General features: G+C 42.8%; 14 protein-coding genes. 5 read left to right on the top strand and 9 right to left on the bottom strand.

Translation table 11 applies throughout. The features are described 5' to 3' along the window. Positions 1-34 precede the first annotated feature (34 nt). On the bottom strand, positions 35-1,489 hold the full coding sequence (locus NYE58_RS21900; protein WP_341003023.1) for a sulfatase family protein: 1,455 nt from the start codon (positions 1,487-1,489) through the stop codon (positions 35-37). Between the two features lie 154 nt (positions 1,490-1,643). On the opposite strand from NYE58_RS21900, the gene NYE58_RS21895 reads away from it, so the two are divergent. Next, complete coding sequence (locus NYE58_RS21895; RefSeq protein WP_076277756.1) at positions 1,644-3,389, top strand: glycoside hydrolase family 35 protein; 1,746 nt, start codon at positions 1,644-1,646, stop codon at positions 3,387-3,389. A gap of 131 nt (positions 3,390-3,520) precedes the next feature. Beyond that, positions 3,521-3,910: a hypothetical protein gene (locus NYE58_RS21890; RefSeq protein ID WP_076277755.1), complete on the top strand. Its 390-nt coding sequence runs from the start codon at positions 3,521-3,523 to the stop codon at positions 3,908-3,910. 84 nt (positions 3,911-3,994) lie between these two features. On the opposite strand, the gene NYE58_RS21885 is transcribed toward NYE58_RS21890, so the two are convergent. Both NYE58_RS21885 and NYE58_RS21880 read right to left on the bottom strand, forming a co-directional pair. After that, on the bottom strand, positions 3,995-5,020 hold the full coding sequence (locus tag NYE58_RS21885; RefSeq protein WP_076277754.1) for a serine hydrolase domain-containing protein: 1,026 nt from the start codon (positions 5,018-5,020) through the stop codon (positions 3,995-3,997). 13 nt (positions 5,021-5,033) lie between these two features. Continuing rightward, a complete protein-coding gene (locus NYE58_RS21880) occupies positions 5,034-5,864 on the bottom strand; it encodes a MerR family transcriptional regulator (protein ID WP_076277753.1) in 831 nt (276 codons plus the stop codon). 146 nt (positions 5,865-6,010) lie between these two features. Here NYE58_RS21880 and NYE58_RS21875 point away from each other — a divergent pair, with 146 nt between their 5' ends. Further along, positions 6,011-6,562, top strand: a complete 552-nt coding sequence (locus NYE58_RS21875) for an RNA polymerase sigma factor (RefSeq protein ID WP_076277752.1) — start codon at positions 6,011-6,013, stop codon at positions 6,560-6,562. Beyond that, positions 6,559-7,725: a hypothetical protein gene (locus NYE58_RS21870; protein ID WP_076277751.1), complete on the top strand. Its 1,167-nt coding sequence runs from the start codon at positions 6,559-6,561 to the stop codon at positions 7,723-7,725. The genes NYE58_RS21875 and NYE58_RS21870 overlap by 4 nt, the downstream gene beginning before the upstream one ends. 247 nt (positions 7,726-7,972) lie before the next feature. Here NYE58_RS21870 and NYE58_RS21865 read toward each other — a convergent pair whose 3' ends face one another. Continuing rightward, complete coding sequence (locus NYE58_RS21865; protein ID WP_076277750.1) at positions 7,973-9,889, bottom strand: right-handed parallel beta-helix repeat-containing protein; 1,917 nt, start codon at positions 9,887-9,889, stop codon at positions 7,973-7,975. A 120-nt stretch (positions 9,890-10,009) separates the two neighbouring features. On the opposite strand from NYE58_RS21865, the gene NYE58_RS21860 reads away from it, so the two are divergent. After that, positions 10,010-10,789 carry a helix-turn-helix transcriptional regulator gene (locus tag NYE58_RS21860; protein ID WP_076218689.1) on the top strand — a complete coding sequence of 260 codons (780 nt, stop codon included), beginning with the start codon at positions 10,010-10,012 and terminating at the stop codon, positions 10,787-10,789. A 74-nt stretch (positions 10,790-10,863) separates the two neighbouring features. On the opposite strand, the gene NYE58_RS21855 is transcribed toward NYE58_RS21860, so the two are convergent. The 5 genes from NYE58_RS21855 to NYE58_RS21835 all read right to left on the bottom strand — a co-directional run bounded on the left by NYE58_RS21855 (position 10,864) and on the right by NYE58_RS21835 (position 21,135). Next, positions 10,864-16,725 carry a bacterial Ig-like domain-containing protein gene (locus NYE58_RS21855; RefSeq protein WP_341003019.1) on the bottom strand — a complete coding sequence of 1,954 codons (5,862 nt, stop codon included), beginning with the start codon at positions 16,723-16,725 and terminating at the stop codon, positions 10,864-10,866. 833 nt (positions 16,726-17,558) lie between these two features. Beyond that, positions 17,559-18,566, bottom strand: coding sequence for an alpha/beta hydrolase family protein (locus NYE58_RS21850; protein WP_076277748.1), 1,008 nt, complete (start codon positions 18,564-18,566; stop codon positions 17,559-17,561). Further along, entirely contained in the window at positions 18,567-19,226 is a 660-nt protein-coding gene (locus NYE58_RS21845) for a GNAT family N-acetyltransferase (protein WP_076277747.1), read from the bottom strand. Continuing rightward, positions 19,223-20,011: a MerR family transcriptional regulator gene (locus NYE58_RS21840; protein ID WP_076277746.1), complete on the bottom strand. Its 789-nt coding sequence runs from the start codon at positions 20,009-20,011 to the stop codon at positions 19,223-19,225. Before NYE58_RS21840 ends, NYE58_RS21845 begins: the two co-directional genes overlap by 4 nt. 476 nt (positions 20,012-20,487) lie before the next feature. Further along, positions 20,488-21,135, bottom strand: a complete 648-nt coding sequence (locus NYE58_RS21835) for a transcriptional regulator (protein ID WP_076219940.1) — start codon at positions 21,133-21,135, stop codon at positions 20,488-20,490. Positions 21,136-21,983 lie beyond the last annotated feature (848 nt).

Below are 21,983 nucleotides of genomic sequence, written 5' to 3'. Positions count from 1 at the left end.
AGTCTGTTAAGGATAGAAAGAAAGGTTAGTGAATTTACCAGCTACTCCGGCGTTCAGGCAAAGGGTCCTGATCTTGAATCATTCGATGGACGAGCAATTCAACCATCGAATGGCGAATATCACTATAATCGGGATCTTCAAAACGATTGGAGTTCTCATGAGGATCCTCTTTCAAATCATACAATTCACCGTAGGTCTCACCTGCGAAGATTACCAGCTTATAGCGTGTTGTACGCAAACACTTAGCGTTAATGCCGCGATCATGAGCAATATAAGCGGTTAGGGCAGAATTACGCACATGGGACTTTCTTCCAGCCAGCACCTCCATCTGTGACACACCTTGAATTCCGTAGGAAGTTTTGAGACCTGCGGCTGCAAGCAGTGTGGGGACAATATCAACATGTTCCATCAAAGCAGGGACCCGTTGCCCGGAAGCAATCCCAGGACCGCGTACGATCATCGGGATTCGTGTTAACCCTTCATAAAACCACGGCCCTTTGTAAATCAGCCCATGGTCACCGAGCAGTTCTCCGTGGTCGCTGGTGAAGAGGATGACTACATCATCGTACATATCTTTTTGACGCCAAGCTTTTATAATACGTCCGATCTGCTCGTCAATGAAGGTAATCATCGCATAATAATTTCGGGTGAGCCGTTTCATATGCGCTTCATCAAGAGAATGCTCCTCACCGCCACCAGGCCAATATCCTCCCTGACTCTGACGCAGCAGATGTGGAGGACGAAGATGCACGTCGTCTGCTTCGCTGGCTGGAGATGGAATGTCAGTGTCAGCGTACATATCCGCATAAGCTTTTGGAGGGTCAAAGGGGTGATGTGGATCGACGAAACTGGTCCATAAAAATAGCGGTTGTTCGGTTTTGTGAGAGAGGATCACATCGATGCTCCGTTCAGCAATCCAGTATGACTGGTGTAGCTCTGGAGGGATTTCGCTCTCCCACACATCGTTTTGAGCATTAGAAGCTCTGTAACGGTCCTTGCTGAAACGTTCTGCCGCTTCAGGGTTGCGCTCTCTAAGCCACTCCATATATTCCCCGATACAATTGTCTTCCGTAATATGATGTTCATCAAATCCGTAGTACGTTCCATCGGAAGCTCTTCCGCGGTCACGATAAGCAGGCTCTTCATATTCTTGTGAAAAGTCCCCCTTCATCTGAGGGCGGAAATGCATCTTTCCTATACCGATGGTTTTATAATCCGCTTTCTTTAAATGATCGCATAAGGTAAGTTCGTCTTCTCTGAGTGTGGTACCGATGTTCCAGGCACCGTGAACATGCGGATACCTGCCTGTAAAAATGGAAGAACGTGAAGGCGTGCAAACAGGACTAGCGCAGTAAGCACCAGTGAAGAGTGTGCCTTCCGAAGCAAGCTTGTCAAGCTCAGGTGTCAGTACGGAAGCGTTTTCGATACCTAGTGCGTCCGCACGCATTTGATCTGTGGTAATTAACCAAATATGAGTTCTTTTTGACATCCGTAACAACCCCCTATGAATATAGTGTATAGCATCACAAAAGCCTCTAGCAACCAATGAATTCTCCATATATTTCATTAGAATCGTCCATATGGGTTGATATTTTTATTACCTATAATTAAATAGTCTATCTCAATGTTGGAGGAGAAATTATATGCGGAAGTTATCCATATCAGGGGATCATTTTACATTAGACGAACAACCCATCCGGTTGCTTTCTGGTGCGCTTCATTATTTCCGGATCGTTCCGGAATATTGGCAGGATCGTTTGCTGAAGCTGAAGGCTTGTGGATTGAATACTGTTGAAACCTATATTCCTTGGAATTTACACGAACCAGAAGAGGGGAGCTTCAATTTTGCTGGATTTGCTGACATCGAGGCTTTCGTTAGACTTGCTGGAGAGCTTGGTTTGCACGTGATTTTGCGGCCAAGTCCTTATATTTGTGCGGAATGGGAATTCGGTGGATTGCCAGCTTGGTTACTTGCGGACAATAACATACAGCTGCGTTGTAATGATAACGTCTATTTATCTAAGTTGGATGCCTATTTCGATGAGTTGCTTCCACGTCTGCGGCCTTTGTTAAGCACTAACGGTGGGCCTGTGCTTGCTCTTCAGGTAGAGAACGAATATGGAAGCTTTGGTAGTGATAAGACTTACCTGAATGATCTAAAAGCAGGAATGATCGCCCGCGGCATGGACGTTCTGCTGTTTACTTCAGATGGAGCTGAAGATCATATGCTCCAAGGGGGCATGATTGACGGAGTGTTCGCCACGGTGAATTTCGGTTCACGGGCAAAGGAAGCCTTTGCTAAACTACGTGAATATCAGCCTACGGGACCGTTGATGTGTATGGAATTCTGGAATGGATGGTTTGACCACTGGATGAAACCGCATAATACACGCCCCGAATCTGAAGTAGCGGAGACTTTGGATGAAATGCTGGCTTTAGGAGCCTCTGTTAACTTCTATATGTTCCATGGGGGGACGAATTTTGGATTTATGAATGGGGCAAATCTTTTTGACAAATATGAGCCCATCGTAACCAGCTACGATTATGATACGCTGCTGGACGAATCCGGTAAGCCAACTGCAAAATTCTATGCAGCTCGGACAATAATTGAGAAATACGTAACGTTGCCGCCCCTGGAATTACCGCCGTTAATAAAGTCACAAGCTTATGGTAATGTGTTGATGACAGAAGCAGCACCACTGTTCACTCAGTTAGACGTTTTGTCTCACCCAGTACATAGAGCATGTCCCGAGCCAATGGAGAAACTGAATCAGAATTATGGGTTCATTTTGTATTCGACGAAGATCAGTGGACCCCGCAGCAGTACGGAGCTCTTCCTTCAAGAAGTACGTGATCGTGCGCTTGTATTCGCGAATGGGGCCTTTGTCGGTACAGTTGAACGCTGGGATCCGCGAGGAATTCCATTAGAGGTTCCAACGGAGGGACTGCAGATCGACATCCTTGTGGAGAATATGGGGCGTGTAAATTATGGCCCGCTGCTTCGTGATCCAAAAGGCATAACCTGTGGCGTTAGACTCGGCTATCAATTCCTGCATGATTGGACGATTCGTTCTTTGCCTTTAACCCATCTTAAGGGATTATCATTCACGCCGATAGATTGCGAGCAACGTCAGCAGCCCACTTTTTACCGGGGGAGCTTTCAAGTCAGTAAGCCTGAGGATACTTTTTTGCAGCTGGATGGATGGAGTAAAGGTCAGGTTTTTATAAACGGCTTTAATTTAGGGCGCTACTGGGAGAAGGGTCCAACTAAAACACTGTACTTACCAGCGCCGCTTCTGCGTCAAGGTGATAACGAGCTAATCTTATTCGAACTACATGGCGTAATGGAGCCAGTGGTTACTTTTGTGGATACACCGGAGCTCACATGATATTTAACGGGTGAGGAAGTATCATGATTCTATAGTATGGGTCTGATGATTTTTAATATATAATCAAAACAGCCCAACAATTTATAGGAACTGAAAATGCACGATTAGGGTGGGTTAGAGGAGGATTTTAAATGAGCTATGATTTGATGGCATTCGAGACGTCTAAAGCGCCGCAAGAGAGAGCAGCGTTTATGGAGTGGTATGAGCAGCAAGTGCAGTGGTCGGAAGACCATGCCTATAATGATCCATCAGTTTTATCGGAGGCGTTGCAACGCTTTTATAGTGAGTTGTCTGAGCAATTTCCTAATATGAATGTAGAGGACGAGATTTTTGAGGCGATGGAGGAAGCCGGAACGGATAACCGGTTGACTGACTACTCACTTGGCTCATCCGTCATCTATGCGGCTTTCGCTTATTCTGTAGCTGAGGAAGCTTATACGGCGATGCGGGAGTTGGCTATAAAACACAAAGTAGGATTTTTTGATGTAAGCAGCAACAAAGGCGATATTATTTTTCCTTGAAGCAAAATGATATAGAGTGTAGACAGCTGGTTGCTCTCCTAGTTGTTAATGAAGTAGTGGCAACCAGCATGTTTTCTATCTTCTTTACTCTACAACAGACGGAATAATACAATCCTTAATCAGAGGCCACCGGTCACGAGGCTGAAGTGTAAATTCTGAGGCGATGGCTACGACAAGTTTTTTTTCTGGAATGCAGCAAATGACATTACCACCATCACCTAACGCTGAGTAGGTGTAAACCCCGTCTTCTTCGCGTAGCCACCACAAGTAACCGTAATGATTAGGGTTCATCGCTGTTGATTCCTCAATCCATGTCTCCGAAATGATCTGATTATTCTCCCATTGTCCATGGTTCAAATATAATAAACCAAAACGCGCCATATCGCGTGGAGACAACGTAAGTCCCCATCCTCCTGTGGTGATACGATTTGGGTCTTCCACCCACCCCTTCATATTAACCCCAAACAAATCATCGAACCCAAATGAGCTCATCTCATAATCCGGGATTTCATTCATTCCGATAGGTTTAAATAAACGTTCGTTGGCGAACTCACGGGCACTTTGTCCAGTGCTGCGCGTGATGATGGCAGAAAGCAGATGTGCTCCAGCGGTTGAATATTTGAAATCCCCAATTGTTCCTTGTTGGCCTAGCATATCCAGCGTATATTTTACCCAGTCAGGCTGCATACACATTTGCTCCAGCGGTTCGTGCCAATCTGCAAAAGCATAAGGTGCGGTCATCGTAAGGAGATGGCGTAAGGTGATTTCTTGTTTTTGCTGATCTTGAGCAGCGTTTGGAACATAGTCCGGGAAAAACTCCAGTACCTTTTGATCTGCATTGTTAATAAAGCCAGCCTCTATGGCAATGCCTATGAGCGCGGATATGATACTTTTTGTTACAGAGGCCACATGATGTGTATCATTCGGGCTAGCGCCATTATAATATTTTTCATAAGCAATAGTTCCATTTCTTACCACAACAATCCCGTTGATATTGCTATACTCGGATTTGATCCTTGATTCTAGCTCTGAAAGCATATTAGCATCCATTCCTAAGTTTGCGGGGGCTGAGATTTGCCAATCTGAAGTTGGATAATTGTTTTTGAGCATGAAAGGTACTCCTTTATGAATTTTTTTTCTTTACTGGAAAATAGACCTCGGTAACCAGATCCTCAGGCACAGCAACCTGTGTCGGGTCCGTTAAGTAGATTTCATAAGGTGAGTTCACCCATTCATAACCTTCATTTTCTATCCATTCTCTCAGCTGAGCATAGACCGAGGTCAATTCAGAATAGGCGCCTTTAAGAACAGATCTCGCACAAAGAGCATCAGGCAAATCTCTTGTACCTTTTACACTCTCTTTTATAGGGAGGGCAAACTCTGTATCATTTCCGGCTGGATTATATTCATGGCTGTGATATATCGTTATTGGCGTACCGAGCAAAGTGAGTTTTTCAGTGGCGATTTTTTCATATAGCCTGCTAAAATAATGTCCATAACCTAACGCATAGTCATCACTGCTCAACATCAGACGCGTAAAAAGAATATTCATAGGCTGAGTTTCAACAAGCTCTACTTTTATCTCATTCAGGTAAGACATCATGGGAATACCTTTCTCCAGATTTAAAACATCACTATTGATTTGTTGTAAGGTGTATTCATAAGCGCTTATTTTCTCCTGTATTTCTTTTTTCTTGAGATTAAGGGCTGAGTAGAGCTTCTCTTCTGAATGATTCTGTTCCCATTGTAAAATGTCTTTGATTTCTTCCAGCGAGAAACAATAACCTTTCAGACGATTGATAAAAAGCATTTTTTTAAGTTGTTTAATGGAGTAATACCTATAACCGTTCTCAGGGTTAATCTCATCGGGATGAATTAATCCGATCTCATCATAATATCGAAGCGTCTTCGTAGAAACTTCGCATATCTTCGAGAATTCTCCAATCGACAGCAAAAAGTCATCTCCTTTTTTCGTTTTAATTAAGCTTCCAAGCCAAAACATCGATGTTTGGTTCTAGCTCTACTTAACACCTTACCCTAAGGTCAAAGTCAACAGCAAAATAGTGAACCGATTCTAAGGTTACGACAATATATAGGTGAATGGCCATTCAGAAAGGAGTAGGCTACTTGGAAATTGAAGAGTTGAGTGACCTAATAAAATTACATGGCAAAGCAATTTACGCATTTTGTTTTACGCTTGCGGGGAATAGGGTGGATACGGACGATCTCTATCAGGAGACTTTTTTAAAAGCTATGGAAATGCGGCATAAAATGGACCTGAACCAAAATCCGAAAGCGTTCCTTATCTCGATTGCTATCTCATTACGCAAAAACAAACGCAGAAAATGGGCATGGCGGCAAAGAATTGCACCTACAGCAGATTATAATGAAGCGGTCGATCTGGCGTGTACTTCCGATGGAGAGGTTATGCCAGAGGATGCATTGCTGTCCCAGGAGCTTCGGCACATGATTCATGCTGCCGCAGACCGGCTGAATGAGAAACTGAAAATACCGCTCTATCTGTACTATACCGCAGAAATGACCGTTGATGAGATTGCTTCAGCGCTAAGGATTCCACCGGGCACAGTTAAAAGCAGACTTTTCCAAGCCCGCAAGGCGATGAAAAAGATTTTGGAGGTTGAATCCCAATGAATAACTCCGAAAAGTTGGATCAACTGCTAAAGCAAGCGCTAGCTTCTACAGCAGAGCCGACAGAGGAATTAAACGAAAGAATCATCCAACAGTTTAAGGAGACTAAACCAATGAAACCAGCCTATAAAAAAAGAGTTTCGATTGGACTAATGGTTGCTATATTCACGCTTGTAATGTCTTTAACGGCTTATGCAGCTACACAGCTATTTAGCCCCAAGCAGGTTGCTGAGCATCTGGGCCAGCAACTGCTGGCAAAAGCATTCGAAAGCAGGGATGCTGTTGAAATCAACCAATCGGTTATATCTGGTGATTATAACGTGACGTTGAATGGAATAGTCTCGGGGGAAGGTCTTTCAGAACTTAGTAAGTCTGATCAGAATATTAACCCAAACAGATCCTATGCCGTTGTATCCATCGCCAGAATAGACGGTGGCCCCATGCCTGCTACAAGTGAACCGGAGTATGGCCAGGATCCATTCTTTGTGTCACCGCTTATAAAGGGACTAAAACCATGGCAGGTTAATATCACAACAATGAATGGTGGCTATAGCGAGGCTGTTATAGATGGAATTATGTACCGGCTGATTGAATGTGATGGAGTGGAGATATTCGCTGACCGAGGGGTATATCTAGCTGTCAGTAATGGTAGTTCTTTTTTCAGCAAAGATGCGTTTGCTTATAATGAAAGTACAGGGGAAATTAGCGCTAATAACGATTACAAGGGAACCGCTATTCTATTTGAACTTCCGCTGGACCCAACCAAAGCTGACCCTGTCAAAGCTGAGAGCTATTTACAGGAGCTGTTGAAAGAACCCTCTGCCGCCAGCAAAATTGATTCAGCGGTTTCAATAGATACAGCTGCCTCTATTGATGATGATGAGAAGGAACTAATTAAAAAAATAGAGGATATGAAGAAAAAAATCTCCACCGGCACGATTATCCCTGAATCTGTAAAGGAAGTGCGTGTTGATGAACAAGGGGCTTTCAATTATGAATACGATAACTGGAGTGTTAAGCTTTTTGTCCAAAATATGTTTGAGGAAGGGCAAATCGGTTACTCGGATTCCGTAAGCTTCAGTGCGGACGATAAAGAAACTAGGGCACTTCAATTTTCCAGAGATGAAAAGGGTGTAATCACGGGCAGGATTATTATTTTGAATTAGAGTATCATTCAGATAACTTTTCACAAGACTTATCTATATTCGTTTTATTTATCGTCCATGACCTTCAGATCAATTCTTTGATCGGTCAGTAAAGAATTTAACGAAGAATTTAAAGCAGGAGAGATTGTTGAATATCAAATCATAATAGAACAAAACGAAGTATCTATTCAAAAGATTAAGGCCAATAAGTAGCAGACTCAATGATTGCAATGAAAAAAGCAGGTGGACTAGCCACCTGCTTTACCGATCACCACACTTTAATATAATTTTTGCCCTTATTCAAAAGTGTAAGAGGTCCCAAAGTGCTTTTATTCTCTTTCTTTTTATCCAGAAAATCTGTATCCAGAATTATATTGCTGCCATCCGGATTCTCAAACTCGGCATCCACGATGCGCACCCGCGGCAAAGTTTCAGTTGAATGTACTTCACCTAAGAAGTTAACGAAGCTATCAGGCAGATCAATGGAAAGGAATCCCTCATCTCCTTGATCTACAATAAAGAAGTCTGGATCAAAGCTTTCTTCAACCAGCTTTACATTCTCTTTTTCGAAAGGCTCTGCACTGTTTAAGTAAGCGTTGTTATTAATGAACATAGGCTGTTCAACGAGTTCAAACTCCTCAAGATCACCGTGTAACTTATGGACATTCTCGATATACTCCGCCAAAGAGGTGGTGTAGTTATTGAAATGTGATGTTCCCACGCCTGTCCATCCGTCTTTTCCAACAATGATATTGTTATAGAACCGATCGTCCCCACCATAAATAAGTGAGAAACCGGCAATTTTTGTACTATGCGGAAGATGATATTGCGTGGACCGGTTTAGTACCTTTCGATGAACCATCCTGCCGCCGATCAGATTGTTGATATAGGCTCCACCTTGGGCTACATTCTCTAAAGCATGTTTAGCTGTCAAGATATTATGGTCAACAATGTAAGGGCCATGGCTTACTTCTATAAACAAATCCCGATGATTTTGATAGAACAGATTTTTGCTGATTCTTGTCCCTTGGGTCTGCCAATCCAGCCATAAACCTAAAGTACAATCGTGAATCCGGTTATGGTGGATGTGAGTATCGATCGGTGCGTGAAGCTTGATCCCGGCAATTTCGTGGCCCCAGAATTCCCGTTTTGTCGCAATGTTGTAAATATGGTTATGATGAATTTCGCTGAAAATACAACCTAAGTGGCCGACGATGGCATTTTGGCCGCAATCATAAATGGTATTATGGCGGATAAGATGTGAACCGATCGATTCTTTGCTCCAGCCCTGACGCTCAGCAGTAAAGACGGATTCAAGCTGATATTGATATCCGGGTTTGTCTTTTCGAAGGGTGCGGTAATTATGGCCTGTGGAAGCTTCTTTGCCGATACTGATAGCGCTGCATTTGGCATCGTGAATGATATTATTTTCAATAATCCAGCCTTTGCTCCAGTTAGTGCCCAGCAGTCCGGGCTGGTCTGCCGTTGGAGGTGCCCAAGGTGTTGCCGCATGCGCCATTTCAAAACCTGTTACAGTAATATAATCAATTCCGGTTTCTTCAGGGTAGAAACAAGATCTGCGTACATTGATTTCTACCAGTTCTTTGTTCGGGTTGGCACCTTGGAAATTAGCGTAAATCGTGGTGTGGTCAGGGCTTACTTCGGCAAACCAAACGTAGGTCGTCTGTTTTGGATTTTGGACCGGAACCATCTCTTGTGTCCAGAGATCCTTGAACTCCAGCTTTTCGACAGGAGCTGCCAGTTGATCATACTGACTGACCTCATAAAAAGACATGCCATTTAGATATACATCGCCTAAGTGTCTTGTCTCCTCTATAGTGACGAGCCAATCGCCAGACACTTCCTCAACATACGGATTAAAGCTGCCAAAAAACGTGTTCGGCAAGATCACTTTCCATATTTGGTTCTCAACCTGCTGCCAATCTTGTATATGCTCAGAGCCTTTTATGACAACCTGCTCGTCTTCAGCGGCTTGATAAATAATTCTTCTTTGTTCGCTTAATCCTTTGTATCTTGGTTTTACCCACTCACGATATATCCCTTCATGAACGATAACCTTATCCCCAGCCACAGCTACTGAAGCTGCTTTATTGATGGTTAAAAAGGGATTATGTTGAGTGCCTTGACCTTGATCTGAACCAGTTTTTGATACGTGATATTCCATTGTCCTATAACCTCCGCTTGGTTGACTTTATCCAATATTATAGGAAATAACGTTGTTAGTTCTATACTTTATATAGTACACTTTAAGACAAAATTAGTGTTTCCGTGAAGGAGAATCTACTTGTGGCCCTTTTTTGAAAAACATGGTGTCAGCGAAAAAGATTACTTTAAACTCATTCCATTGAAAAACTATCATTTTCCACTTCATTTTCATCGGGCATTTGAGATTATTTATGTCAACGACGGGCAGTTATCTATCTCCATTGATGGGAAAAGCTATCAGGTACAGAAAAATGATCTGGTTTTTATTTTTCCTAATCAGATGCATGAATTTGAGACGATTGATTTTTCGGAGATTATGGTAATCCTCTTCTCCACAGAATTGATAGGTGATTTTCACATGAATTATAAAAGCTTTATACCAAATGATAATGTTCTCCATGCTGTGAATGAACCTGATTGTACAAAGCTGGATTCGATTTATAGCCAGAAAAGTTTCCTGTATGGTGTATGTGCGCAGTTGATCTGTCAGACATCATTTGCTCCGGTCAAACAGTCCCCGCAAACAAAGGTGCTCTATAAAATCCTGCTTTTTGTAGAACAAAATTATTCTGCCGATTGCACATTAAAAGCTGTAGCAAAACATCTGCAATATGATTACCCGTATTTATCAAAGCTATTTGTCCAGCTGATGAAAATGCCCTTCACAGATTACTTGAATCACTATCGGATCTCACAAGCATGTTATATATTAAAAAACTCGAATCTGACTATTGGTGAAGTTGCCAACCTTTGCGGCTATAGTAACTTACGGTCATTTCATCGGAATTTCCAGAAAATCACCCATCAATCGCCGAAAGGGTATCGGGTTTCCAATCCGCCTGATAAGGAAATGAACTAGAAGACTTAAGGGGGGAAGGAAGAGGATAAAAAGAACTCCAAAACCACGAGTATAGTGGTCTTGGAGTTCTTTTTTTATTTTTGCATCATAATTCTGTAAATCAGCATGGCGGCTTCGGCACGTGTGGAATGGGCAGTTGGTGTAAGCTGCTGCTGAGAGTCTCCTTTAATGAGACCTGCTGATACCAGCGTTGCAATATCATTTGCCGCATAATTAGAAATTTGATTATGGTCAGTGTAGCTGTCTAATGCAGAGGGGGAGGAAGCGGTCGTATTCGATTCCCATACCTCAGCAGCCTTCAATGCCCTAGCTGCCATAACAAACATTTCTTGTCTGGAGATGGAGTCATGAGGGTGGTAAAGGCCGTCGGTTTGGCCCGTAACTACCCCTAATTTCTGAGCTGTCATAAGTCCCTCATAAAAATAATCGTTAGGTGACACATCAGCAAAGCTATTTCCTTCTGCTGCAGATAGACCTAAAGCTCTAACTAATAAAAGGGCGAAATCTGCACGTGTAACAGTCTGGTCGGGCCTAAACTCTGTTTCTGTTACACCATTAATGACACCTTTTGATGTTAGTACTTCTACAATAAACTTCGACCAATGAGAATCAGTTATGTCCCTGAACGTTTTGTGATTGTAAACGGCGGCGTATTGTCCAGAAGAATTTGTTGTTGAGAAAATAGCTTGCTTCTTATCTGAATCATAATTCCCGCCTACTACCGGTTGGATGACTCCGTGCTCATTGACGTTCCACACTACAATAAAGGCGTTGTTCAATGGAACTACAGCAGCTGGATAAGGAAGCCCAATTTGTATGGCCGAATTTAAACTCTCTAATTGAACTGTTGTACCATCTAAAAGTAACTCGTAATCAATAAGCAAACCTTCACCCAATTGCTTCTTTAAACTTCCTGTTGTATCGACAGGCTTGAGGAGCAAGGTAACCGTCTTCACATTGTCCAGTGTCTTCGCCGGGAATAGATTATCCGGAAGTACAAAGGTAGCTAGTGATGTATTGATCTCCAGCTGCAATGTGGATGCTCCAACAAGAAATGCTGCGGCAGGGAGAGTGACTTCAAATGAGCCAACATTTGACGATTGTTCCTCTGCGAGCTGAATTCTTAGGATTTTGTGGCCTGCGGAATTAGGTTTGGCTAAAGCCATAATCTTTTGTAAGGAAGATTCAGTCAATATTGCGCTAGCTTTTTCTCCATTCATAGTAGTAGGTATCTCAATCCTTACGCTACCGTCCAAATGGAGTATAGTAGTGGCCGAATCTCCAACCGATGTTCCGGAACTGCCTGCACTCACGGCAGCCGTCGGACTTGGAGAAGCGGTCGGACTCGGAGAAACAGTCGGACTCGGTGAGGCCGTCGGACTTGGAGAAGCCGTTGGGCTCGGAGAAACAGTCGGACTCGGAGAAGCCGTCGGACTTGGAGAAGCCGTCGGACTTGGAGAAGCCGTTGGGCTCGGAGAAACAGTCGGACTCGGAGAAGCCGTCGGACTTGGTTCCGGCCCATCCAAAGGAATGAACTTCAAGAAATCGCCCCAGATTATATTCCCGTCAGCATCCCTAGAGTAATTGACTACAGGATTTAAGCTGACAAAGTTAGAATCACTCAGTTCTAAACCCGATTTATTGACCGATCGCGTACCGTCAAACATGAAATTATTGTCCGCAGCTAAAGAAGCTGGATATTGGTCTTTTGCAATGTTGGCAGTTCGGTAAGATAAGAAACCGTCAATCGTAAAGTCTGCAGTAATGTGATCATAAGTGGTGAAGCTTATATTACCACGCGTATTGTTAAATCCGATGTTGTTGATGGCGATCACACCTGGATTACTATTGCTTGTAAAACCATAAGCGCCATTACCAAAAGCGATGGAATCGCGGATGGTATGTGTGACATGAATGCCTTCGCCACCAAGCTTGAAGCCATTTTTATCACCGGCACCTACGGTTCCGTCTGTTAAGAACCCATTGTTGAAGGCGGCGCTGTGCTCAATCAGCACTGAACCTATTGCACCTGAGCCTGCTTTCGTATATAAGTCCCAGCCATCGTCGATATTGTTATGCGCCAGACAACCTCTAAAAATATTACCAACACCCGCAGTCAATTTTGCCGCAAAGCCATCGGCATTATTGTCGGATGGATCACGGTTGTCGAAGGAGGTACTGTTGAGAATTAAGTTGTAGGAAGGCCATTCACTGAGTTCTATCGCGGTACCATCTGTTCGGCTGATTTGTAGACCAGTGTCACCATTCGCATAGAAACGGCTATTTTCTACGATGTTATAATTACCTCCCACTGTAAAGCCCTTGGTATTCCCAGCTGAGCGAGTGAAATCAAGTCCCTTCACATGCCAATAGTTTCCGCTCAAGAGAACGCCTTCTGTTTTTTTGTCAAAATCAAAGATAGGTCTTGCTCCTGGTGCTGCTTCTATATACTTTTTGGCGGAGGCTTTACCATCATTGTACTTTTTAATCTCAAGTGGTGATTTCCGCACATAACGACCCTCAAGCACAATAATATGCTGACCTGGTTTAACGAAATCAATCGCAGTATCAATATCAAGTGGGAGATTGATCGTTCCATCTCCGGAGCTTGATCCGGTGGGCGATACGTAGATCTCATCATCTTCGTTATAACTTTTTAGGGTGACGGTAAAGTTGCTGATGATCTTCTCATAAGAGGTCAAATACTGAGTATCATCTGGTAAAAAAGTAATGCTGAAGTTCGTATCTCCTTGATCAAGAAGTCTCGTGGGAATAGAAAGACGTTTACCAGCTATTGCCTCGATATCCTGAGCGATGATCGTAGAACCTTGCTTCAACGTCACCGTTCCGTTGACATTAGAGCGCACAATCATTTGGTAAGCTGGATCTGAGGTTTTACTTAGTGAAAGTATATTTAAGCTAGGTGTGACGGGAGTCGCAGGTGGTTCTATTTTAGGAGAATCTGTAGCTGCTGAAGTGACTGTTAATTGAATATTGCTTACATTAATTGTGGCTAAACGAGCAGCATAGAATCCGACATACATTTTTGAATCCTGTACGCTTAGAATGTCTGGTGTGAAATGAATAGCTTGCTGGCCATTATTGAGCTGTCCTGTAAAACCACTATTCGTCTTTGCTAAGGTTAAATGGTAAGGTGCTGCAGGAACAGTATTGGCAGGTACCGGACGTTCTTTTTGAAGCATGATGGTTTGAATCCCTTTACTGCCAGTCCCATCCGTTTTTTCAACTCCAGTACGGACAAAAAGCTGTGTGCCCAGATCGCTTTTCGTCCCGCCGCTATAACCACCGAGGGCAGCTATATTGGATGCAAAGACGCTAGAATTTCCTTGTGTGCCGATGACGTCACGTGCCATAATGCCAAAAGATTCTTGCCCGTCATATGGATTTTTTGCAAAAGCCAACACTTGGATATCCGCAGACAGCACGAAATTATCTTCCGCAGCATCTAGCTCGGTGTAATAGAAGGTAATGCCGTCATGATCTTCGGTGACTTTACCGCCGCCTTCCAAAGCGATCAGTTGGGCGGATCCATCCTCGTTGACAATCGTCTGATTGTTAGTAGCTGAAGTGGACTGACCGAATTGAATGCTTTTCCAAACGGGATCCATCTTTTCTTTTACTGTAACGGAATACGTAATGGGCATAATAGAAGAATCGGTAGGGAGTATGCCAATTTCATACACTCCAGCTGCCTGATTGTCGAACTTGGAAGTGTCGAGCGTATAGCTGTTTAGCTTCTCTCTATCTGAATTATCATACACTTTGGATACGAAGAGATCTTTGCTGTCAAAGTTTTCGTTAATAAAAAAGGTAGTTTTAGGATAGCTGGTGACTTCGATGCCAAGTAGTTTTTTAACGTTGACCTTAACTTGAAAAGAGGTTGTTAAGCCTTTATGCGTAATTGTGATTTTTTTATCCCCAGATGTCGTGGTGTCGAGAGGAGAGACCTTGTATTCATTGTTCAACAGCCGAATCTGTGTACCATCACTGTAATGAGCATAAACCACAAGTCCTTCTAGTTTGAGGGAGTCACCGATATAGTAGAGTGTTTGTTTAGGTTCATTTCGAATTTCTAAAGCGGATAACGTCGCTGCTTTTACTTCCACATTAAAGGTCGTTGTGATTGCCGGCGCCTCTGTTGTAGTAACGGATACCGCTGTGGAGCCTGATTGCGTAAATAGATACGGTAACAAATCACTGACCGGTTGTCCGTTAATGGAGAGGGAATAAAGATCACTGGTCAGCTCTTTGGTCAGGAAGCCGTCGTTATAATTGGCAACAAGAACAAGACCTTCTGGATCGAAGGTATCCCCTGGGTAATATACGGTTTTAGCTGGATAATACTTCACTGATAATGAGGTCATAGTTAATGGAACGATTTGCAAAGGAATGCTCACGAAAGCACCGTTGTAGTTAATGGTTATGATATTTTCTCCAACCTTGCTGCTATCAAAGCCTGTAACAATATAATCCGTAGAAGACAAAACTGCTTCACTCTCATCAGAAAAAATAGCCTTAACGACTAATCCAGTCAAATCAAGGGGTTCACCAACCAGATAAGTGGTTTTCGTCATTGCGCTCGTATCAGCGGTTATGCTGGTTACGATTTTGGATTCAAGCTGGATGTCTATGTCACTGAAAGTAACAGTTGCATCTCTAGCTACATAGATTCCGGCAAAAAGAGTATCTGTGAACGTATCGTCCAGTGTGATGATTTCGGTCTGATCACCCACACTTAATCGATAAGTATCTCCTGATTTTTTAATACTTAGCGAATATACAGCTCCTGCGGACGGGGCCTGGATATCGCTAAAAGGATTTAACTTCACTTGGGTGTCTTTTTTATAAAAACCTTTCATTACCTGATCCAAAGCACCCACCGCCGCATAGTTAGAAGTGGTTGTGCTTGTATCTCCGTTCGTCCCAATACTGTCGCGGAGCATAAGACCGAAGGATTTCTGGTTAGGTGTGCTGACAGTGCTATTGCTATTAAAAGCAATCACTGAAGCGGTCGCTTTCAGTTCAAAGTTCGCATCCACAGGAATCTCTTTCGAATAAAAAGATAATCCCTCATCGCTGCTGGAGATTTTGCCGCCGTAAGTCGTTATCGTTACAGAGGTTGGACTTTCAATTATAGGTTCGGGGTTCTTAGCTGGACTAGTATTGCCTCCGAAGGCGCTGAAGCCCCAAGGTCCTAGCTCGATTTGGCCTTCTTGACTGAATTGAATGTTTCGGAAAGTAACCGTAGTATTTCTAGCAGTATAAAGGCCCGCATATTGAATGGAGCCGTCAAAGCTTTCGATCGTTTTGGTTTCATTGCCGATGCGGACAATATACAGATTTCCGGTCTTTTTGATGCTTAATTCGTAATTCTCTCCTTGGGCAGGGCGATTAGCGTTATCAAACACGTACCCAAGTTTCTGTAGGCTTGTATTTTGCAATTTGTGAAACGCTTTCATTTCTTGATCCAAAGCACCCAAGGCGACATAATCTCCAGAGTAGGCTCCGAATTGGTTATCCCACACATTGCCGCGCAGCATTATTCCGAAGGAAACTTGGTTATTGGCTGTCCAAGCATCCACGTGAGCCGTTGCCTTTAACTCAAAATTAACACTTGGATCAACTTCTTTAAAGTAATAAGCGATACCTTCCGTGCTGCCCGATACTTTACCTCTATCGTTCGAGCTTCGCAGTGTTGCTGATCCATCCGTGTTCTCCGTAATGCCAAAGTTGGCCGCAGTAATCTTGTCTTGCCCCCCAACATCACCAAATACGCTGCCTTGCCATTCACTTTGAATGTTAATCATTCCTTCATAAGGATCAGGTGCTTCCTCTGCAAACATCGATAACGGAAAAGAGGAACACAAAAGCAGGAAGGTTACGAGCATGGCTAACAAACGTTGTTGTTTTCTCAATGATTAAAACCTCTCCTTATATGATCGATTTTGACCAAAGCTAAGCTTGATCATCCGAAATTATACGTTATCACTAAAGCGTACAGCTATAATCAATACGCCATATAACGCTGTTTATGCAGCAGGAGAGGGATAATCTGAGTTAATGACACCCGGTTTATGCCTTTGCTTCTGCTACTTACGTTGAGTTTTTGGAGTCTGTTGCTGGTGGTTAGTACGCTGGCGTGGTGGTTACGGGCGCCGAAATTGCCGGTAAGTATGCTCGCAATGGAGGTTCACAACCGTTTGAGCAAAAATTACGCCCGCGATTGGAGTTACGGACCATAGTGCAGCTATTTCGCCTAATTCGCTCATTTCCCCTGAGTTTCGGACTGCATAGCTCTTAATGAGCTGAAAAAGTGGATCAGAGGGGTGCTTTTGAGTAAATAGCTGCGTCTGAGTCCGATAGCGTGGCGAAAACGAAGAAATTCAGCAAATAAGGGCTGTACGGTCCGAACGTATGGAGTGCATTGGTGATAGTCGTAGGTATTCTATAAGATACGTAGATTCTGGGGAAATCAAAGCCAATACACGGGCTTGGGCAGTCATTACTTCCGCGGTTGTCGTTACGGACCGTAACGCAGCTATTTCAGCTAATTCGCTCATTTTTCCTGAGTTTCGGACTGCATAGCTCTTAATGAGCTGAAAAAGTGGATCTGAGGAGTGTTTTTGAGTAAATAACTGCAGCTGAGTCCGATAACGTGGCGAAAACGAAGATAATTGGCAAATAAGAGCTATACAGTCCGAACGTAGGGAGTTCAGCTGGCGAGAGTGCATAATGAATGGCAAACAGATTAAAACTGGCTTACAAAGTGAACCAAATCATCTAAATATGGCTCAACAACAATATGTCGTGGAAAAAAGACAGCGGTCAAATATGTTCTTAATGGTGATGAGGCATTCTTTTTTGAGAGCATAGAGTGATCAGCATCAGGAATAAAGAAGACTGAAAGCAGATTTTCAGGAATTTTTTCACGGTAAACACGTTCGGTTTCCTCAACATCTACATTTATATCTTGCCCGCCAAGAACTAAATGGACAGGTGTAGTGAAGTTTTTTAAATCCCCGCTCGCATCTGACTGATAATTTTTAGCGAAAAAACCCCATTTTTCTTTGGAAATTAAATCGTCCGATTGTGCAATTCGCAAGTAACTTTCATACGACGCCTGTTCTTTAAGTAGCAGTAGGATTTGCGCGTTATAATCTTCTCTCTTTTTTATCTCCTGTTCTGAAAAACCTTCTAAAATCATCTCTTGTCTGGTATTGTATTGTCCTTGAGAAATCCATTGAATGGCGGGGGATACAAGAATACTGAAGGCGAGATCAGGCACTTTTTTAACAATCTTAGGAATCACCCAGCCCGCCTGACTTGCTCCCCACAAACCAATAGCTTGATCATCAATCATAGGTAAGGCTTTAGCCCAGTTAATCGCATATATAGTTTCTTGCGCTCTATCCTCCATGCTTTGCTCTAGCCAGTTCCCTGAAGAACCCCCAATACCCGGTTTGTTAAGAGATAAGGAAGCATATCCGGCAGAGGCGAGCTTTTCCCACAAAGGTTTATATCCATCATCGTAAGTATCATTAACTGGGCCATCCCCATGAACAAAAACTACCAGTCCGACGGTTCCAGAGTAGCTTTTGGGCAGAACTAAGGTTCCTGTTAGTTGACCTTGAGGCGTATCTATTTCAATTTTTTGCTCAGTCATTGAAAAAGAATGTTGCTGTAGTACGAACAGGACCGCTGCAATCAACAACGAAATGGTAATCATCCAGACAGTTAGCTTAATTTTCTTTTTCATTCATTGATCCCCCAGATTGTAGCGATGTTTTTTTATCATGTAATGCCAAACAGGCTCTTTAAAAAGTAAATGTCTTACCGCGCTATAGTCAGATTTATGGATCTCAAAGTTCAACTGCTGGTACATATTAATGGCTCGTTTATTCTTGTTGGCAACATGTAGCGTTAGCTTTTCAACCTCAGAATGACTGTTTACAAAATCCGCCGCCCAACCCAGCAACTCTTTGCCAATTCCCTTATTGCGGTGACTGGACCGAACAGCCAAATGAGCCACATAACACTCTTTTGCTCTAGGTTGATAATCCAAAAAATATAACCCAAGGATTAACTTACAGACATTTAAGCATCCAAATTTCTTGAATAGCTGCAAAAAGGGAGCCCGATTCAGTGGTTTAATTGATCCTTTTTTAAGGGATAGCGTATCCTGCCATTTTAAGTAGATAGTGCCAACCACTTCTCCGTTTTCATAAGCGATTATTTGTTTAGATGATAAGGAAGAAGAATCTTGTTCCCAAAGTCTTATAAGCAGATCAGCAATTTCATTGTCCTCGAGAGAGAGGAGAGAGTGAAATTTCCCGTGAAATGCATCTACCAAAAGCCTGCTTACAGCCTCACGATCTTGTTCCTGGTAATGGGCGATGATAACCTCGTTTGTACTCATTTAGTGGTATCATCTAAGGCATGCTCGATTTGAATTTGAAGCTCATAATGAAGCTTGTCGTTGTTAAACATGGATAGGTACGATTTCTCCAAAATGATGATTGGTCCCAATACCATGTAGTGATGCCCATTTAAAAAGTGTTCCAGCTTGGCAATCTCATGATCTACATCCTGATCGTCTGTTACAAAAAATGCTTTATAGAGATAACACCCTTTTTCTAAAACAATGTCAGGGGCGGGAGTGGTTTCAATGGTTTCAAAGCATAAGGTTACTTGTTCAGAATCGTATACATAATGCAAATCTGTTTCAAATAAATGATGGTACTGCGGTTTTTTTTCATATAAACTTCGTGCAGTTATTGTTTCGTTATCCTCTAGCACCAACCACTTTTTCAGATAACGATTGTCCACATGTTTAATTTGATACTCCCCCTCCATGTTGCCATAATCTGCATGCTCTTTTAGTACCTTTTGTATAAATTGTTGCAGCATTATTAATTGGTTTATTTCTGAGTTGATTTTGTTTAACGATTTCTCTAACAGCAGTTGGTAGTTATTCGTTGCGGATTTACTAATACTTTGGTTAATGGTGCTGACAGGGATGTTTAATTTGCGGAGCAACAGGATATGTGCCAATTGATAGATCTCATCGATGCCGTACATCCGGTACTGATTATTGTCTATATAGGATGGAAACAGGATTTCTTTTTCTTCAAAATATCGAATCTGGTGGATAGATACATTCATAAGTTTTGATAGTTCGCCAATTGTAAGGTACGGATTCAAGGGCGGTGCTCCTAACTGTAAGTTATTTGATGAAATAACTATAAACCTTAGGTCAGACCTAAGGTCAAGTGTTGATTAAAATACGGACTAAGCAGAGCACTTTTTTTCTGAATAATGATTAGTAATAGTAATAGATGGTAATGAAAAAGACTTAGATTTTGGAAGGACAATGCGGGGGTGCAACGGATTAGATTCAGGATCATTTTTTTGTATGAGCCTTGCTGGTATGACCCTAGAGTTGCCATTACGGACCGTAATGCAGCTATTTTAGCTGATTCGCTCATTTTCCGTGAGTTTCGGACTGCATAGCTCTTAATGAGCTGAAGAATTGGGTCAGAGCAGTGTTTTTGAGTAAATAGCTGCAACTGAGTCCGATAGCGTGGCGAAAACGAAGATAATTGGGAAATAAGAGCTATACGGTCCGAACGTAACTTTGTTAATCAAACCAAAATAATCAAAACAAACTAATCAAATCATCACATTCTAAGCTGATAGGTTCGATTGCGTTCTTTTCCACCGACGATCTCTAGTAGCTGCTGTTCAACTAACTCATGTAAAACACGTCGGGCATGGCGATTAGTGACTCTAAGATGATGGGTGAGTTCAACAGGTGTGAAAGGACGCAGAAGACGTCTTGCGAAACGAAGTGTTTCAGCTTCTAACCAAGTTAATGAAGAGGGCGCGTCTGAAGCCATGAATTTGCCGATGAATGCGAGTACTAGTTGTTGACATAGCTGAGGCTCGTCCGTGATTGAGGGATAGGCGATGGATAGGAAGGTCCAACCGTCTAGCGATAATAAGGAATGGCGTCTACATAAATCTTTGAATCGTCGTACATCAAGATCTCTAGCATGCGGACCGTAGCCTTGAATCTCAATTCCGCCCTTTGCTCCACCTGGCATATAGGCCAGATCAAGATAACGATAACCATTGTTGAAATCGCGCACTTCCCATTCGGGGAACAAGTAGTTGAAGTTTCCTACAGCAGGAAACCATACGGCACGCAGAAATTCGACTGTTCCATAGCCCAACCCTTTTGCAAGAAGCTCCTGTCTGCGGGGATTGTTCTCCTTATCCAAGTTGATCTGTAACCATTCCTCTAGTTGCTGTTCGAATCTGGACATTTTGTATATCCTCCTTAAGTAATTTTTTGAAAAAAGAAAAAGCCGCTCCCATACAATTCCTCCTGAGCTAAACCCAGGATAGAGATTGTATAAAAGCGGCGTGTTCTTCACGACCTATAGTTGCTATTATAATGAGTGCTGGGGATTTCTTCAATGAGTTACTGTGTATAAAGATGACGAATTCTAATAGATTTTAGATGAAGGAAGCTAGCATGGTGAACGAGCTAAATTTGCTGAAGTTAATAGTTACTCTAAAAGCGGATTCCTCCCCCGCGCGGCCGCATGGCTTTTCTAGGACGAGCATTATGTGCTTACTGATCCGCAAAAATGGATTACGTGCTCTGCGCAATATCATTATTCATTTTCGAACGTTGCGGACCGTATTGCAGCTATTCGTACATTTTCGCTCGTATTCCAAAAGTTACGGACTGCATAGCTCTTATTAGCTGCATATCGACTCAAAATGGGGTAGTTATGAGCGAATAGTTGCAACTGAGTCCGATAGCGTGTCAAAACCCTCGTTTTTCAACAAATAAGGTCTCCTGAGTCCGCATGCGCGCGGCGTAAGCATTCAGAGTTCCCAACGACATCAGAATTGCCTATCTAGTCCAAGATGTCAGATATCATTGTGTTCATGTCTTCCATGTCACCAAAGTCATGTAACTCCGGGATGAACGGACCGTATTGCAGCTATTCGTACATTTTCGCTCGTATTCCAAAAGTTACGGACTGCATAGCTCTTATTAGCCGCAAATCGACTCAAAATGGGGTAGTTATGAGCATATAGTTGCAACTGAGTCCGATAGCGTGTCAAAACCCTCGTTTTTCAACAAATAAGGTCTTCTGAG

The sequence above is a fragment of the Paenibacillus sp. FSL L8-0708 genome, from assembly GCF_038009325.1.
Taxonomy (GTDB): Bacteria; Bacillota; Bacilli; order Paenibacillales; family Paenibacillaceae; genus Paenibacillus_AQ; species Paenibacillus_AQ odorifer.
Note: the sequence above shows the minus strand (reverse complement) of the source record. Positions and strands in the feature narration are given on the sequence as shown.

Bases quoted from the DNA above. Each gene is read 5' to 3' on its own strand.
- NYE58_RS21885 (WP_076277754.1), bottom strand. From the start codon at position 5,020: ATGCTCAAAAACAATTATCCAACTTCAGATTGGCAAATCTCAGCCCCC.
- NYE58_RS21845 (WP_076277747.1), bottom strand. From the start codon at position 19,226: ATGAGTACAAACGAGGTTATCATCGCCCATTACCAGGAACAAGATCGT.
- NYE58_RS21875 (WP_076277752.1), top strand. From the start codon at position 6,011: ATGGCCATTCAGAAAGGAGTAGGCTACTTGGAAATTGAAGAGTTGAGT.
- NYE58_RS21890 (WP_076277755.1), top strand. From the start codon at position 3,521: ATGAGCTATGATTTGATGGCATTCGAGACGTCTAAAGCGCCGCAAGAG.
- NYE58_RS21850 (WP_076277748.1), bottom strand. From the start codon at position 18,566: ATGAAAAAGAAAATTAAGCTAACTGTCTGGATGATTACCATTTCGTTG.
- NYE58_RS21870 (WP_076277751.1), top strand. From the start codon at position 6,559: ATGAATAACTCCGAAAAGTTGGATCAACTGCTAAAGCAAGCGCTAGCT.
- NYE58_RS21835 (WP_076219940.1), bottom strand. From the start codon at position 21,135: ATGTCCAGATTCGAACAGCAACTAGAGGAATGGTTACAGATCAACTTG.
- NYE58_RS21895 (WP_076277756.1), top strand. From the start codon at position 1,644: ATGCGGAAGTTATCCATATCAGGGGATCATTTTACATTAGACGAACAA.
- NYE58_RS21865 (WP_076277750.1), bottom strand. From the start codon at position 9,889: ATGGAATATCACGTATCAAAAACTGGTTCAGATCAAGGTCAAGGCACT.
- NYE58_RS21900 (WP_341003023.1), bottom strand. From the start codon at position 1,489: ATGTCAAAAAGAACTCATATTTGGTTAATTACCACAGATCAAATGCGT.